The sequence below is a fragment of the Phenylobacterium sp. genome, from assembly GCF_030693405.1.
Lineage (GTDB): Bacteria > Pseudomonadota > Alphaproteobacteria > Caulobacterales > Caulobacteraceae > Phenylobacterium.
This window is the reverse complement of record NZ_JAUYAW010000031.1, coordinates 1-13,803: the sequence shown is the minus strand read 5'-3', so window position 1 is coordinate 13,803 and position 13,803 is coordinate 1. Positions and strand designations below refer to the sequence as shown.

The following is a 13,803-nucleotide window of genomic DNA, read 5'->3' as shown; positions in this document are numbered from 1 at the left end:
TCGAAGTCGTAGGTGACCCGGGCCTCGCCGACCTGGGAGTCGAACATGGCCGGATAGCCGTAGGAGACGAACCGCTTGTTCTTCAGCTCGTCATAGAAGAGCTGGAACTTCAGCGCCGAGCCGTTGTCGAAGTCGCGGATCAGGTCGAAATAGCCCGTCCGGGTCCATGAGTTCGAGAAGTCGGCGTCGCTGATATAGACGGTCCGCGGATCAAGCTTTGTGGTTCCCACCCCGGTGTCCAGGGTGTGCTTGGCGCTGCTGCTCGGGAAGCCGTAGTAGGCGATATACATGGCCGAGGCGTAGGGATAGAAGCCGATCTCGTTGGGGGTCAGCTTGCCGTCCCTATTGGCGTCCACCAGGCTGGTGTCGCGGCCGGTGATATAGGTCTGATTGTCGATCAGGTCCTGGGTCAGGCGGTTCCAGCCAGGCGTCTGCACGTCCCCGTCGGAATGGAAGGCCATGCCGCCGAACGCCGTGCGCCAGCCCCCGCCCAGCTCCAGGTCCACCGAGGCCTGCAGCATCTCCCGGCGCGGCGAAATCCCGCGATAGAAGCTGTCGGAGTTCTCCGCCTGGCCGTAGAGGTTCAGCCCCCCTTCCAGGCCCGCGAAGTTGAGGGGAATGCTGATCTGGCCCGAGGCTTCCTTGCGGTTGTACGAGCCCACCGTGAAGTCCGCCTCGCCGGAGATCTCCGAGATATAGGCGCCTTCGGTGCGGCCGGACTTCGGCACGAAGTTGAGCATCCCGCCCACCTTGCCGGCCCCATAGATCGGCGTCGGCGGCCCGCGCACGATCTCGATCTGGGCCGCGTTGGCGATGGGGGTGGAATAGGTGCCGCGGTTCTCGATCCGTTTGAAGCCGCGGAAATAATTCTCCGCCAGGGTGCCGCGAATGTTGAGGGCGCCGGCCACGCCGTAGAAGCTGGCCGTATAGGTCCCGGGCGAAATGGCCGTCAGGTCGTCGATGCTCTCGATGCCGTAACGCTCCAGCGTCACGTCGCTGGCGAAACTCGCCGAGCGCGGCGTCTCGATCAGCGCCTTGTCCAGGCCAAAGACGCTGTTGCTGGGGTCCTTCTCCAATAGGCCGGTCCGGTCCTGCGCCGTGACCACGACCTCGTCGACCGTATCAACCTGCGCCCAGGCCAGGCCCGGACTTGCGATCAGCGCGGACAGGGAGGCGCCCGCGACCAACATGAGTCTCTTTGACATATCGCCCTCTTCAGGAGGGGCGCGGACCCTCCGCCGGGTGGCGGTTATCCCCGCGTCCGCGCGCCTCTTGAAGGAGAAAGTCTCGCGACCGCGGCCTCAGGTCAAAAATGTCTCGTGAAATTTCAGTCGGAATTTCAGAGGCGCCCGTCCAGCGTTCAAAATGCCCGCCCTGGCGCCCACCTGCGGATCAGCGCCAGGTCGCAGCTCAACCTGCAGGCGCTACCGGCGCCTCCGGGCTCGCGGATGACGCGTCCTCCTCCCCCCGGCCAGTCAGGGATCGCTTGACGGTCTGAGGCATGGTGCCGAGCACCAGGATCATGCCAGCCCGGGCGCCCTCGGCGTCGCGGGCGGCGATCCGCTGGGCCACGGCCCGGTGCAGGCAGATGTCGGCCAGCCGCTCTTCTTCCGTGGTCGTGCCCATGGAATAGACCCAGAAGCGGGCGGCCTTGTGCTGCAGGGGGATCAGAATACGGGCCAGGGCGGCGTTGCGGCTGGCCCGGGCGATCAGGGCATGGAACCTCTGGTCCATGGCGATCAGCGCCCGGCGGTCCTGCTCACGGTCGGCCCGCTCGGCGTCATCGAAGGTCGAGGTGATCTGGGCGATCTCCTCGGGCGTCGCGTTCTTCGCCGCCATGGCCGCGCAGTGCGGCTCGATCAGGGCCCGGGCCTCGTAGCCCTCCCGCAGATCCACCAGATCCAGGGGCGACACTGTGGTTCCGGCCCGGGACCGGCGAACCACCATGCCCTCAAGGGCCAGGCGGCCGAGCGCGTCCCGAATGCCGGCCAGGCCGGTGCTGTAGCGGCGGGTCAGGGTCTGTTCGTCCAGCCGCGCGCCCGGGGGCAGCTCGCCCAGGATGATGTCGAGCAGGATCTGTTCGTAGGCCCGCGCCTTCTGGAGCTCGGGCGACCACTCTCCGGAATCGGCGATGATACTCACCGGTCCTTGATCCTTGGCCTCACCCTCGGGGGTCACGCTCAAACTCCGCACCACGCTCGTTCCTTCCTCCGACGCCGGGCTCTCATGGCCGGTCACCCTCTGGTCTAGTCTGAAATGTCAGACCCGGCCAGCGGTCGGTCAGAGCACCTGGCAGGCCTCGTCGAAGTCGAGGCGCGGATTGCGCGGATAGACGCCCTCGGGGCGCCCCTTCCCCAGGGCCACCAGGAAGTTGGACCGCCAGCTGGTCCCGGCGAAGAAGGCCTCATCCAGGCCGGCATTGTCGAAGCCGGACATGGGCCCGCAATCCAGACCCAGGCTGCGGGCGGCCATGATCAGATAGGCGCCCTGCAGGCTGGAATTGCGCAGCGCCGTCTCGAACCGCACCTTCGGGTCGCCAAACCAGTGGCGCGCGCTCGGGTCGTGGGGAAAGAGCTTGGGCAACTGCTCGGCGAAGTCCAGGTCATAGGCCACGATCACGCAGACCGGGGCGGCCATGGTCTTGTCCCGATTGGCCCGGGACAGATGCGGGGCGAGCCGGTCCTTGGCCTCGGGCGAGCGGACAAAGACGAACCGCCCCGGACCGCAGTTGGCCGAGGTGGGCCCCCACTTCAGCAGATCATAGAGTCGCTCCAGGACCGCGTCGTCGATGGGCGTGTCGGACCAGGCGTTGTGGCTGCGCGCCTGACGGAACAGCTGGTCGAGAGTCGGATCGGCGAGGTCCTGCACGGGGGCTCCTTGGAGGATTGGTGACGGGCGTCGGGGGCAGAGTGTCCAGATGGACGGTCCTCTGAACAGTCCAGTTGCACATTTCCAGTAAAATTTCAGCAGGCCGCCCAACCGCTAGGCGAGACGCGTTCAGACAAGGTCTCGTTCGCCCCAGGACAAGAACCCGACCACCGCCCTCCCCTAGGGTCCGCCCGGGCCGGTCGCCGGCCCGGAGCATGAGAGGAGTTTTTCGTGGGCTATCCCAACACCCTGATCTTTGTCGATCTGGCCGCCGATGATCCGGCCGCCGCCGGCGCCTTCTATGCCGAGGTGTTCGGCTGGCGCAACGACGCCAGGCCCGAAGGCCTCTATCACCGGATGGTGCCCGGCGGTCAGTTCCGCAACCCCGATGGCTCCGACAGTGAGATCGGCAATCTGCACCTGGGCATCTTCAAGACGGCTAACGCCCGCCCCCACCCGGCGCTAGGAGGCGTCGAGCCCCGCACCGCCAGCGTCGAGGGCCGCAAGCCCCGCGTCTGGATCCTGATCAGCGACGACGACACCCCTGAGCGCATTCTGGGCGAGGCTGAAAAGCGCGGCGCGACCATCCTGTGGCGCGACCACTACTGGTCCGAATTCAACGGCTTCAACCACGCCTTCCGCGACCCGTGGGGCAATGAGATCGTGCTGTGGGGCAAGGCGGGTCCCGAACCTGTCATTCCCGCCGACTACACCCGCGAATAAACGCCACCCGCGGGCGGGGTCAGTCGCCTCGTCCGCGGGTCAGGAACTTCAGACCGCCCGTCAGGAAGAAGCCCACGAGACAGACCACAAACAGCCCCCAGGCGATGATCCGCACCGCCTCGATCAACAGGCCAAGGATCGCCGCGGCGATCATCACCAGTAGGAATATCCCGGCCCATTTCAGCATCTTCGTCTCCAAGCTTGAGCTTGAAAACGCGACCGGACGCTCTGCGTTCCACAGAAGCGTCCTGCAGCCGAACGCTCAATGCAGGGTCGCCCCCACCGGCCGGCCGCAAAGGGTCGGTTCGCCCGTCTCCAGACGGGCCGGCAGGTGCAGCCCCTCATGGGCGAGCACCATGTTCAGGGCTCGGGCGAAGATGGCCACTGGCTCCGGTTGGCTGACCAGCGGCGCCAGAAGGGCGCGAGCGATCTGCATATCGACCCGGGCGACGCCGCAGGCCACGATCAGTCGCTGCTCGTCCTCTCCGTAGCCGGCGCAGGCCCCGCAGGCGATCTGCAGCGGCCGCCGCGTCTGGCGCTCCAGGGCCTCCATCATGGCCACGAAGATGGCCCCGGCCCGGTCGCTCACCTGGGCGGCCATCAACTGGCGCACGCAGGGCTGCGGCGCTTCGCCAGACAGCCGCAAGCCCGCCCAGAGCCGCAGCCCCGCAAGGATCACCTGCTCGCCGCTGGAGAGATCGCCTGTCCCCCGCGCGGGCGTTTTGCGGGCAAGAGCGGCGGCGTCATCGGCCATGACCAAGCACCTTTATTGCGACTAGTTCTTAATAGCGGTAGCCCGTGTTGCTCCCTCCGTCAAACCCCATCTGGGCGCCTCTTCGCGACTGGTGCGTTCTTGCGGTAAGCTGCGCCCATACTGAGGGAAGACCGACCATGATGATGATCGCCAAGACGGCGCCGCGCCGCCTTCGCGCCCTGGCCCTCCTGGTGGCGCTGAGCGCCCCGGCGGGCCTGGCCGCCTGTTCGTACAGCGAGGAGCTGGGCCGCCAGCAGGTGCTGCTGGTCGATCCGGGCGCCCTGTCGCAGCAGGGCGCGCAGGCCTGGGCGCAGATGAAGCAGACCTCGCGCCTGTCCAATGACGCGGCCGCCAACGCTCGCCTGCGGCGGATCGGCGGCCAGATCGTCGCCGCCACCACCCTGCGCAACCAGGCCTGGGAATATGCGGTGTTCGAGGACAAGTCGGTCAACGCCTTCGTCCTGCCCGGCGGCAAGGTGGGCGTGACCACCGGCATGATGGCCTTCGTCGCCAATGACGATGAACTGGCCGCGGTGCTCGGCCATGAGGTGGCCCACGTCATGGCCAACCATGCGGCCGAACGCTACTCCCAGTCGGCTCTGGCCCAGGTGGGCGCAGGCCTGGTGGGCGCAGCGACCCAGAACGCCGACAGCGGCCTGGCCCAGACGCTGGGCCGCTACGCAGGCCCGGCCCTTCAGGTCGCCGTGCTCAACCCCTATTCTCGCCAGCACGAGCTTGAGGCCGACCGCATTGGCCTGGACCTCATGGTGCGGGCGGGCTTCAGCGCCCGGCGCGGGGTGGAGCTGTGGCGGCGCATGGCCGCCCGGGGCGGCTCATCGGTCCCGGCCATTCTCTCCACCCACCCCTCGGACGCCGCGCGCGTCCAGCAGCTGGACGCCTACATCGCCGCGCGCGGCTATTCCTGAGGGGTCGGAGCGCGTTCCGATAAGTGGGCCCCGGTCATCGGACAAAACGCGCTCTACACTTTGGATCTAGAGCCTGCTCCAGCGATCAGACGGGTCCGTCTGATCGCTTCAGGCTCTAGAACTCGGCTGAGCCGCCGTCGCAGGGCACCACGGCGCCGGTCGTGTAGGCCGAGGCCCGGCTGCTGAGGAAGATGGCCACGCCGGCGATGTCCTCCGGCTGGCCGATCCGGCCGCGGGGATTGCTCTTGGCGATGGCGTCGCCAGCCTGGGCCAGGGTCGCGGCCATCATCTTGGACGGGAAGGGCCCGGGCGCAATCGCATTGACCAGGATGTGCTCGGGCGCCAGCCGCTTGGCCAGGTGGCGGGTCAGCATGATGCAGCCGGCCTTGGAGGTGGAATAGGCGTAGGTCTCCAGGGTCGGCGGCTCGATGCCGTTGACCGAGGCGATGTTGATGACCCGCGAGGGTTCCTCGGCGGTGGCGGCGGCCCGCAGCAGGGGCAGCAGCTTCTGGGTCAGGAAGAAGATCGACTTGACGTTCAGATCGACGGTCTTGTCCCAGCCGTCCTCCGGATACTCATCGATGGGCGCGCCCCAGGTGGCGCCGGCGTTGTTCACCAGCACGTCCAGCCGGCTCTCCCGTTCCTTGACCGCATTGGCCAGGCCTTCGATGCCGGCCATGCCGCCCAGGTCGAAGGGCAGTGAGATGCAGGTCCCGTATTCCGACAGCTCATCGGCCACCCGGTCGCAGACCTCGGCCTTGCGCGAGGAAATATAGACTTTGGCGCCGTTCTCCACATAGCCGCGGGCGATCATCTCGCCGATGCCGCGGCTGCCGCCGGTCACGAGGACAACCTTGCCCTCGACGCTGAACAGGTTCTTCAAAACACGCTCCTGGAAATTGCTGGATAAAAGGTCGGTCAGCCGATCCGGCTGGACATGCCGCCGTCCACCGGCAGCAGGACGCCGGTGATGAAGGCGGCCTCATCGCTGGCCAGGAACAGGGCCGCATAGGCGGTGTCCCAGGCCGTGCCCATCTTGGCCAGCAGGGGCACCCGGGCGCCGCGGGCCTGGCGGACGGCTTCCTCATCCTGGCCGGTGGCCTGGGCGATGCCGGCCACGGCCATGGGCGTGTCCATCAGGCCGGGCAGGATGGCGTTGCAGCGCACCCCGTACTTGGCGTTGGACTGGGCGATGCTGGTGGTCAGGCGGTTCATGGCCGCCTTGGAGACTTCGTAGGCCACCTGCGTCCCGCCCGCCAGGGAGGCCAGGGACGAGATATTGACGATGGCGCCGCCGCCCTGCTCCCGCATCAGGGGGATGGCCGCCTTGCTGGTGAGCCAGGCGCCTTTCAGATTGACGCTCAGGATGCGGTCGAAGGCGTCTTCCTCGACCTTGTGAGCCGGGCCGTCGCCGCCGCCGATACCCACATTGTTCACCAGGATGTCGATACGCCCGAGGGCCTCGGCGGCCCTGGCAACCACGGCGGCCGCGCCGTCGGCCTTGGCGATATTGGCCGCGAAAGCCTCGGCCTGTCCGCCCTCGGCGGTGATCAGGTCCACCGTCTCCTGGGCGCGCTCGGCCACCCGGTCGACGCACAGGACCCGGGCGCCTTCGCGAGCGAACAGGGTGGCCATGGCCCGGCCATTGCCGATGGTCTGGCCCGGCGTCTGGCCGGCCCCGCAGATGACGGCGGTTTTGCCCTCAAGCCGTCCCATCAGAAGCCCTTCAGGTCGGGATCGAGGGTCTGGCCCTCATCCAGCTGGACGCCGAAGGTGTTCAGCATCATCGAGACCTGGGTGTACTGGCCGGCCGAGAACACCACGTCCATCTTCTGCTTGTCGCTGAAATGCGCGTCCAGCATCTTCCAGGTGTCGTCGGTGATGAACTGGTCGTGGTGCAGTTCGTCGGCCGCGCGGATCAGGGCGGCGTCGGCGGCGCTCCAGCCTGGCGCGTCGGGGCCGGCCTTGATGCGGGCGACCTCTTCGTCGGTCAGGCCGGCCTGTTTGCCGATCGGCACATGCTGGGTCCACTCGTAGCCCGAGCGGCACAGATAGCCGATGCGCAGGATGACGATCTCCCGCTCCCGGGCTGGCAGACCGTTGCGGCGCGACAGGATGTAGTTGCCCCAGCCCATGAAGCCCTTCATCGCCTTGGGCTCGCGCACCAGGGTGCGGAAGATGTTGATCACCCGCCCGCGCTCGGCCATGGGCGCGAGAAGCTCCCGCTGGTCGGCGTCCATGTCCTTGTCGGCGAGGGGTTCGATTCTGGGCTTGGCCAGGCGCATGTCGTCCTCCGGTCGTTTCTTATGGCCCCTCGACATCGCACCCCTTGCCCCGGATTTCTAGGCTCCGGTTTGCTCAAGGGCGCCTGCGGCCACCTGATCAGACCTGCGACGGCGCGGTCCCGCTGGCGGGAACATCCTCCGCAACTTCCCGCGCCGGCGCCCTGTGGCTGATGGCCAGGCCGATGATCGTTGGGATCAGCATGCCGGGCAGGCCCTCATAGACCTGCTCGTGCCAGCCCTGCATCCGCCAGGCGAAGGCGATGGCGACACCGCCCAGCATCAGGACGATGGCCTGGGGCTGGGTCAGCCGCCGCCCCAGGGCCTGGACGATCATCAGGGGCCCGAAGGCGCAGGCGAGCGTCGACCAGGCCAGGATGACCAGGCTGAAAACGCTGCGCGAGCCGCTGAGCGCGAAGCCGAGCGCCATCAGGGTGACGACGGCGGTGGTGGCCTTCATCATCCAGGCCTTCTGGATCCGGCCGCCGGCCAGGTCGCTGGTCAGCGCCGCCGAGCAGGCCAGGACCAGGGAGTCGGCGGTGGACATGGTGGCGGCGAAAATGCCCGCCAGGATCACCCCGACCAGGGCCGCCGGCAGCAGCTCCACGGCCATGGTCGGCAGGGCAAGCTCGGGATCCAGGGCCCCGAGGTCAGGCAGATAGAGCCGCGACATCAGGCCAACGCCGGTGGCCAGCAGGTAGAACAGGGTGAAATAGCCATAGTACCAGCCCCGGGCCGCGGCCATGTCGCTGGGCTCGTTCAGCGCCATGAACCGCACCATGACATGGGGCTGGCCGATGACGCTGATCCCCGCAAACATCCAGCCGACGACGAACAGAGCCATGCCCAGCAGGCCGGGGAACAGGAGGTCGTCGGGGAACAGGTTCAGGAAGCCCGGAATGGCCGCCATCTCCAGATAGGTGGCGTCCAGTCCCCCCCGGCTGACCACCGCCACCACCAGCAAGAGCGTCATGGCGAAGACCATGACGATGGACTGGGCCGCGTCGGTCCAGATCGAGGCCCGGATGCCCCCGAAGGCGCTGTAGGCCAGGATCAGCACCGCCGAGATGATCGCCCCGCTCTGCGGCGTCCAGCCCAGAACCCCCTGCAGGGCCTTGCCGCCAGCCGCGATCTGGGCGGCGGCATAGGCGCCCAGGAAGATGACCGCGATGACGGCGGCGATCTTGCGCCAGACGCCGAAGTCCTGCCCCGACCACTTGGCCACCACCGCGCCGAACGACACCTGCCCTGAGGACTCCGTGACCTCGCGCAGGCGGCGGTGAATGAACAGGGAGGCCAGGAAGTCGCCGAGGATCCAGCCGACCATCAGCCACATAGCCGCGAGGCCTGTGACATAGGTGAAGCCGATCACCCCGATGAACATGTAGCCGGAGTTGTTGGTGGCCACCGCCGACAGTCCGGCGAGCGAGGGCCGGATGTTGCTGCTGGCGAGGTAGTAGTCCTTCTTGGAGGCCTCAGCCTTGCGCACCGACGCCAGGCCGATGGCCACGAAGGCCGCCAAACACAGCAGGAATACGATCATCGTCATGGCGCAGCCTCGTGACGTTCAATGCTCAGGTCAAAAATCGGTTCAAAAAACAAAGCGCCCGCGGCGCTGGGCCGCGGGCGGAAACGCCAGCCCTCAGGCCGCGCTGCGTAGAGGTCGGGCGAGCGCGCCGTCCTCCTCCACCAGACGTCGGTGCAGGGCGATGACGGCGGCGGCGTAACTGTCTTCTGAGACGACGAACTGGATGTCGACCCGGCGGGATAGCTGCTGCAGGCCGAGCACCTCGACGCCGCCCTCGCCGAGCGCCAGGGTCGCCCGACTGGTCAGTCCAGGCACGTTCAAATCGCTGCCAATAACCGCAACAATGGCCACTTTTCGGGTCGAAATGGCCGCATTTGGGAACATCTCTTCCAGGTCCGAAATGACCCGTTTCACCTGCTTGGGATTGGCGTCCAGGTGGTGGGTGATGGTGTTGGCATTGGACGCCTTGGAGACGATCCGCACATCGTGGCGCGACAGAACCTCAAGGATTCCAGAGTCGTACCCCTTCACCCCGACCATGTCCTGCTCCAGCAGCTCCAGGGTGGTGACCCCCTTCATGCCGGCGATGATCTCCACCCGCGGCGTCTCGGAGATGAACGCCCCGCAGATCGAGGTGCCCTGGTCCTGCGGCTCGAAAGTGTTCTTTACGATCAAGGGGATGCCCGCGTGGCGCAGGCCGCGGGCGGCCCGGGGATGGATCGCCTCCATGCCCAGATTGGCCAGCTGGTCAGCGACGTCGTAATTGGTCCTGCCGATCTTCCGTACCGCCTCGGCGCCCACCAGGTTGGGGTCGGCGCTGGAGAGGTGGAACTCCTTGTGGATGATGGCCTCGCGGGCGCCGGTCAGGACGGCGATGCGGCTGAACACCACCTCGCTGTAGCCCCGGCCGAATTCCTTCATCAGGCCTTCCCGCCGCTGGCCAAAGCCGGTGGCGATGGGCAGTTCGCGAGCGACATCGACGTCGGCGAAGGCGTCCTGGATGCGTTCGTCGAGCGTCAGGGCCCGCTTGTCGTGCCAGGCGGTGAGATCCACGAAGCGGGCGTTCACGCCCCGCCGGCGCAGTTCGAGCGTCAGGTTATGGGCGCTGTGAGCCTCGCCGAGCGAGGCCAGCATCTCACGCGCGGCGCCCAGCTGGGTATCCAGCCGGAAGTGGCCGTGGGCGCACAGGCGCTGCAGGTCGCTGAGCGCCGAACGGGCGTCCTCGATGCGGGTCAGGATGAAGGCGTCGGCGGTCTGGCGATCCTCGCCCTCGGCGAACCGGTCGGCGTTGATCTTCAGCATCTCGGCCTGAAGGCGGGCCATGGCGTCCAGCCAGGCTGAGGCCTCCAGCGCCGAGGCCCCGGCGAACAGGGCGTAGACGCCGGGCGTCCCGGTCTTCTTGTGCTCGAGCAGCTGGTTGGTGATGCCGGCATAGGCCGAGACCACGAAGATGCGGCCATAGAGGTCGGCGCCCCGGCGGTCGCCCACCAGAATGTTGTCCATCACCGCGTCGGTGTTGGAGATCGAGGTGCCGCCGATCTTCTCGACTGTATGTCCGTTCATCAGGCCGCCCTCACCTGCTGGGCCAGGCTCCCGGAGACGGGCTCCAGGCGTTTGACTTGCTCCCGCGCGGCAATGAACTCAGGCCGCGGGCGTTCGGCCCCGAAAGGCTTTTCCAGGCGGTTGGCCCAGGCGTTGTAGACCATGAAGGCGTTGGCTCGGGGGAACGGCGTGATGTTGCCGTTGGACCCGTGCATGGCGTTGCAGTCGAAGATCACCACCGAGCCGGCTGGCCCCGTCGGCGCCACGATGCCGTGCTGCTCGGCCAGCCTGGCCAGGCTGTCGCGGTCAGGCACGCCGTACTCCTGCTTGCGCAGGGACTGCTTGTAGTGGTCCTCCGGCGTCTCGCCGACGCAGGTGACGAAGCTCCTGTGCGAGCCGGGCATCAGCATCAGCGGCCCGTTGAACTCGAAATTGTCGACAAGCTGGACCGACATGGAGATGGCCCGCATGCGCGGCATGCCGTCCTCGGTATGCCAGGTCTCGAAATCGGAGTGCCAGTAGAACTCCTTTCCATCGAAGCCCGGCTTGTAGTTCAGTCGGGTCTGATGGAGGTAGACCGCGTCGCCCAGGATGTGGTTGGCGATCGCCACCAGGCGCTCGTCGGCGGCCAGCCGCCCGAGCAGGGCGCTCTGCTGGTGCACCGCGAAGATCGAGCGCAGGGCGCCCGAGGACGGTTCGGCCACAATGGTCTGCGGATCCAGGGTGGCCGGAATGCCGCGCAGGCGGTTCATTTCCGCCTGCAAGGTGGCGATTTCGTCGGCTTCGAAGACGTTTTCCAGCACCAGGAAGCCGTCGCGCTCGAAGGCCTCGTGCTGCGCCTGGTTGAGCGGCGATTCCGAATGCCAGTCGCTGTGGATCACGGGGTCCTTGCGCGCCAGCCATTGCGGCTGGTCGGCGACCCGCGAGGGATAGAGATCGGTCATGAAAGGCTCCTTCCGCCTCGGGGCTCCTGACCGGCCCCCTCGGGGGGCGGTTCGGAGGCTCCATCAAGTCAAAGGGTGGGGGGTGAGGGCGGCGTCACGCCGCCCGGCCCGCCTCAGACGGTCTCGGCTTCCAGCGGGTAGGCGCCGGTCTCGTCATGGACCTCCAGCCCGTTGAGGGGCGGGTTGAACACACAGGCCATCTTCATCTCGGACTTGGCCCGGAGGATATGCTTGTCGTGCTTGTCCAGGGCGTACATGACGCCGGCCTTGATCTGGTGGACCTCGCCGGTGGCGATGTCCTCGATCGAGCCTTCGCCGGAGACGCAGTAAACCGACTCCAGATGGTTCTGATAATGCATGGGCAGCTCAGAACCGGCGTAGATGGTGGTCATGTGGAAGGAGAAGCCCATCTGGTCCTCCTTCAGCAGCAGGCGGGTGCTCTCCCAGCCCTTGGTGACCACCCGGCGGCGGGTCTGCTCGGCTTCGTGCAGGTCGCGTACGATCATTGGAAATACTCCTTAGGCCGCCGAGCCGAGCGCCTGGCGCTCAGCAACCTCGGCGACACAGTCGGCAAGAATGTCGAGGCCGGCGTCGAGGTCGGCGTCGGTGATGTTGAGGGGCGCCAGAACCTTGAGGATCTGGTCGTGGGCGCCGCTGGTCTCGATGATCAGGCCGCGCTTGAAGGCGGCATCAACCACGGGGTCGGAGACCTCGCTGGAGCCCACGTCCAGGCCGCACATCATGCCGCGCCCCTTGATCCCCTTGACCACGCCGCGGTTGGCGAGCGCGATCTGGCGCAGGCGTTTGCGCAGGCGTTCGCCGGTCTTCTGGACTTCGGCGGCGAAGCGGTCGTCCGACCAGAAGGTGTCGATGGCCGCCTTGGCGGTGACGAAGGCGTGGCAGTTGCCTCGGAAGGTGCCGTTGTGCTCGCCCGGCGACCACTGGTCCAACTCCGGCTTCACCAGCACGAGCGCCATGGGAAGGCCCATGCCCGACAGGGACTTGGCCATGGTGATGATGTCCGGCTTCACCCCCATGTTTTCGAAGCTGAAGAAGGTCCCGGTGCGGCCGCAACCGGCCTGGATGTCATCGACGATGAACAGGGCGCCGTGCTTGTGGGCGATCTTCTCGATCTTGCGCATCCACTCGGCCGAGGCGACGTTCAGACCGCCCTCGCCCTGCACCGGCTCGACGATGATCGCGGCGGGATTATCGACGCCGCCTGAGGGATCGCTCAGCATCTGGTCGAGCTGGGCGGCGGTGTCCACGTTGTCGCCGAAGTAGCCGCAATAGGGCATGCGGGTCACCCCGTTCAGCGGCGTGTGCGCCCCGCCCCGATGGTGGCTGTTGCCGGTGGCCGACAGGGCGCCCAGGGTCACCCCGTGGAAGCCGTTGGTGAAGGCGATGATGTTGGTGCGGCCGGTGACCTTGCGGGCGAGCTTCATCGCCGCCTCGACGGCGTTGGCGCCGGTGGGGCCGGTGAACTGGGCGCGATAGGTCATGCCCCGGGGTTTGAGGATCTTGCCCTCAAGGGCCTCGAGGAACTCGCCCTTGGCCCGGGAGTGCATGTCCAGGCTGTGAACCACGCCGTTGCGGTCGATGTAGTCCATCAGGGCCTGCTTCAGGGCCGGATGGTTGTGGCCATAGTTCAGCACCGAGCAGCCGGTCAGGAAGTCGATATAGCCCTTGCCCTCGCTGTCGTACTGCCAGGAGCCCTCGGCCCGGTCGAAGATGGCCGGGAAGCTGCGCGAGTAGGAGCGCACCTGGGATTCCAGGCGCTCGAAGGTGGCGAAGGGGCGCTTGGTCTGCGCCGGGGTCTCTGCGTCATACATATTGAATTCCCTTCCTTGGGGTCGGGTCGGTGAATCGAGTGTCGGCCGCCAGGCCGTCGGTGGGGTTGGCCGCGCCGGAGGGCGGCTCGAAGGGGCCTATGACCACCAGGTGTTCAGTCTCATGGCCCTCAGGGAAGTGCTCGCCCTTCAGGAACCACGGTGCGTCGTTGAGCGGGCCCGAGAGCCGCCGGGCCACGCCCTTGAACAGGCCCCAGGAGGCGCCGTTGTCGGGCGTGATGGTGGTCTTGATCTTCGTCACGCCCTGGCAGGCGGGACGCTGCAGCAGGTGGTCGATCATCTGGCCGGCGAGGCCTAAGCCCCTGGCGCTCTCGCCCACCGCCACCTGCCAGACGAAGAGGACGTCGGGCTCCTGCGGCGGCCGGTAGGCGGAGATCCACCCCACC

Annotated in this window: 16 protein-coding genes; 2 read left to right on the top strand and 14 right to left on the bottom strand. The window is 67.1% G+C overall.

Annotated features, from left to right (window positions below):
- From Q8N19_RS06090 to Q8N19_RS06080, 3 genes are all read right to left on the bottom strand, one after another.
- A partial coding sequence (locus Q8N19_RS06090; RefSeq protein ID WP_305588697.1) for a TonB-dependent receptor plug domain-containing protein occupies positions 1-1,205 on the bottom strand: 1,205 nt, incomplete at its 3' end.
- A gap of 205 nt (positions 1,206-1,410) precedes the next feature.
- Entirely contained in the window at positions 1,411-2,178 is a 768-nt protein-coding gene (locus Q8N19_RS06085) for a GntR family transcriptional regulator (RefSeq protein ID WP_371133797.1), read from the bottom strand.
- Positions 2,179-2,280: 102 nt separating this feature from the next.
- Positions 2,281-2,868: a malonic semialdehyde reductase gene (locus Q8N19_RS06080; protein ID WP_305588695.1), complete on the bottom strand. Its 588-nt coding sequence runs from the start codon at positions 2,866-2,868 to the stop codon at positions 2,281-2,283.
- A 231-nt stretch (positions 2,869-3,099) separates the two neighbouring features.
- Here Q8N19_RS06080 and Q8N19_RS06075 point away from each other — a divergent pair, with 231 nt between their 5' ends.
- Positions 3,100-3,591, top strand: coding sequence for a VOC family protein (locus tag Q8N19_RS06075; protein ID WP_305588694.1), 492 nt, complete (start codon positions 3,100-3,102; stop codon positions 3,589-3,591).
- A 19-nt stretch (positions 3,592-3,610) separates the two neighbouring features.
- On the opposite strand, the gene Q8N19_RS06070 is transcribed toward Q8N19_RS06075, so the two are convergent.
- Both Q8N19_RS06070 and Q8N19_RS06065 read right to left on the bottom strand, forming a co-directional pair.
- Complete coding sequence (locus Q8N19_RS06070; protein ID WP_305281046.1) at positions 3,611-3,778, bottom strand: DUF1328 domain-containing protein; 168 nt, start codon at positions 3,776-3,778, stop codon at positions 3,611-3,613.
- A 75-nt stretch (positions 3,779-3,853) separates the two neighbouring features.
- A complete protein-coding gene (locus Q8N19_RS06065; RefSeq protein WP_305588693.1) occupies positions 3,854-4,345 on the bottom strand; it encodes a hypothetical protein in 492 nt (163 codons plus the stop codon).
- Positions 4,346-4,482: 137 nt separating this feature from the next.
- Here Q8N19_RS06065 and Q8N19_RS06060 point away from each other — a divergent pair, with 137 nt between their 5' ends.
- Positions 4,483-5,271, top strand: coding sequence for a M48 family metallopeptidase (locus tag Q8N19_RS06060; RefSeq protein WP_305588692.1), 789 nt, complete (start codon positions 4,483-4,485; stop codon positions 5,269-5,271).
- Positions 5,272-5,386: 115 nt separating this feature from the next.
- Here Q8N19_RS06060 and Q8N19_RS06055 read toward each other — a convergent pair whose 3' ends face one another.
- From Q8N19_RS06055 to Q8N19_RS06015, 9 genes are all read right to left on the bottom strand, one after another.
- The gene (locus tag Q8N19_RS06055; protein ID WP_305588691.1) at positions 5,387-6,154 is read right to left on the bottom strand and encodes an SDR family oxidoreductase; all 768 of its coding nucleotides are present in this window, start codon (positions 6,152-6,154) and stop codon (positions 5,387-5,389) included.
- Positions 6,155-6,189: 35 nt separating this feature from the next.
- Positions 6,190-6,987: an SDR family NAD(P)-dependent oxidoreductase gene (locus tag Q8N19_RS06050; protein ID WP_305588690.1), complete on the bottom strand. Its 798-nt coding sequence runs from the start codon at positions 6,985-6,987 to the stop codon at positions 6,190-6,192.
- Positions 6,987-7,556: a carboxymuconolactone decarboxylase family protein gene (locus tag Q8N19_RS06045; protein WP_305588689.1), complete on the bottom strand. Its 570-nt coding sequence runs from the start codon at positions 7,554-7,556 to the stop codon at positions 6,987-6,989. Before Q8N19_RS06045 ends, Q8N19_RS06050 begins: the two co-directional genes overlap by 1 nt.
- Positions 7,557-7,653: 97 nt before the next feature.
- A complete protein-coding gene (locus Q8N19_RS06040) occupies positions 7,654-9,102 on the bottom strand; it encodes a sodium/proline symporter (RefSeq protein WP_305588688.1) in 1,449 nt (482 codons plus the stop codon).
- 93 nt (positions 9,103-9,195) lie between these two features.
- Entirely contained in the window at positions 9,196-10,644 is a 1,449-nt protein-coding gene (locus tag Q8N19_RS06035; RefSeq protein ID WP_305588687.1) for an aspartate kinase, read from the bottom strand.
- Positions 10,644-11,567: an ectoine hydroxylase gene (gene thpD / locus Q8N19_RS06030; RefSeq protein WP_305588686.1), complete on the bottom strand. Its 924-nt coding sequence runs from the start codon at positions 11,565-11,567 to the stop codon at positions 10,644-10,646. Before thpD ends, Q8N19_RS06035 begins: the two co-directional genes overlap by 1 nt.
- Positions 11,568-11,680: 113 nt before the next feature.
- Positions 11,681-12,073 (bottom strand): ectoine synthase, encoded by a 393-nt coding sequence (locus Q8N19_RS06025; RefSeq protein ID WP_305588685.1) that lies wholly within the window; start codon positions 12,071-12,073, stop codon positions 11,681-11,683.
- A 12-nt stretch (positions 12,074-12,085) separates the two neighbouring features.
- Positions 12,086-13,399 carry a diaminobutyrate--2-oxoglutarate transaminase gene (ectB, locus tag Q8N19_RS06020; protein ID WP_305588684.1) on the bottom strand — a complete coding sequence of 438 codons (1,314 nt, stop codon included), beginning with the start codon at positions 13,397-13,399 and terminating at the stop codon, positions 12,086-12,088.
- The coding region (locus Q8N19_RS06015) for a GNAT family N-acetyltransferase (RefSeq protein WP_305588683.1) at positions 13,392-13,803 on the bottom strand (412 nt) is incomplete at its 5' end. The genes Q8N19_RS06015 and ectB, both read right to left, overlap by 8 nt.

Coding starts and splice junctions, on each gene's coding strand:
- Q8N19_RS06040 (WP_305588688.1), bottom strand. CDS start 9,102: ATGACGATGATCGTATTCCTGCTGTGTTTGGCGGCCTTCGTGGCCATC.
- Q8N19_RS06050 (WP_305588690.1), bottom strand. CDS start 6,987: ATGGGACGGCTTGAGGGCAAAACCGCCGTCATCTGCGGGGCCGGCCAG.
- Q8N19_RS06045 (WP_305588689.1), bottom strand. CDS start 7,556: ATGCGCCTGGCCAAGCCCAGAATCGAACCCCTCGCCGACAAGGACATG.
- Q8N19_RS06070 (WP_305281046.1), bottom strand. CDS start 3,778: ATGCTGAAATGGGCCGGGATATTCCTACTGGTGATGATCGCCGCGGCG.
- ectB (WP_305588684.1), bottom strand. CDS start 13,399: ATGTATGACGCAGAGACCCCGGCGCAGACCAAGCGCCCCTTCGCCACC.
- thpD (WP_305588686.1), bottom strand. CDS start 11,567: ATGACCGATCTCTATCCCTCGCGGGTCGCCGACCAGCCGCAATGGCTG.
- Q8N19_RS06035 (WP_305588687.1), bottom strand. CDS start 10,644: ATGAACGGACATACAGTCGAGAAGATCGGCGGCACCTCGATCTCCAAC.
- Q8N19_RS06065 (WP_305588693.1), bottom strand. CDS start 4,345: ATGGCCGATGACGCCGCCGCTCTTGCCCGCAAAACGCCCGCGCGGGGG.
- Q8N19_RS06025 (WP_305588685.1), bottom strand. CDS start 12,073: ATGATCGTACGCGACCTGCACGAAGCCGAGCAGACCCGCCGCCGGGTG.
- Q8N19_RS06060 (WP_305588692.1), top strand. CDS start 4,483: ATGATGATGATCGCCAAGACGGCGCCGCGCCGCCTTCGCGCCCTGGCC.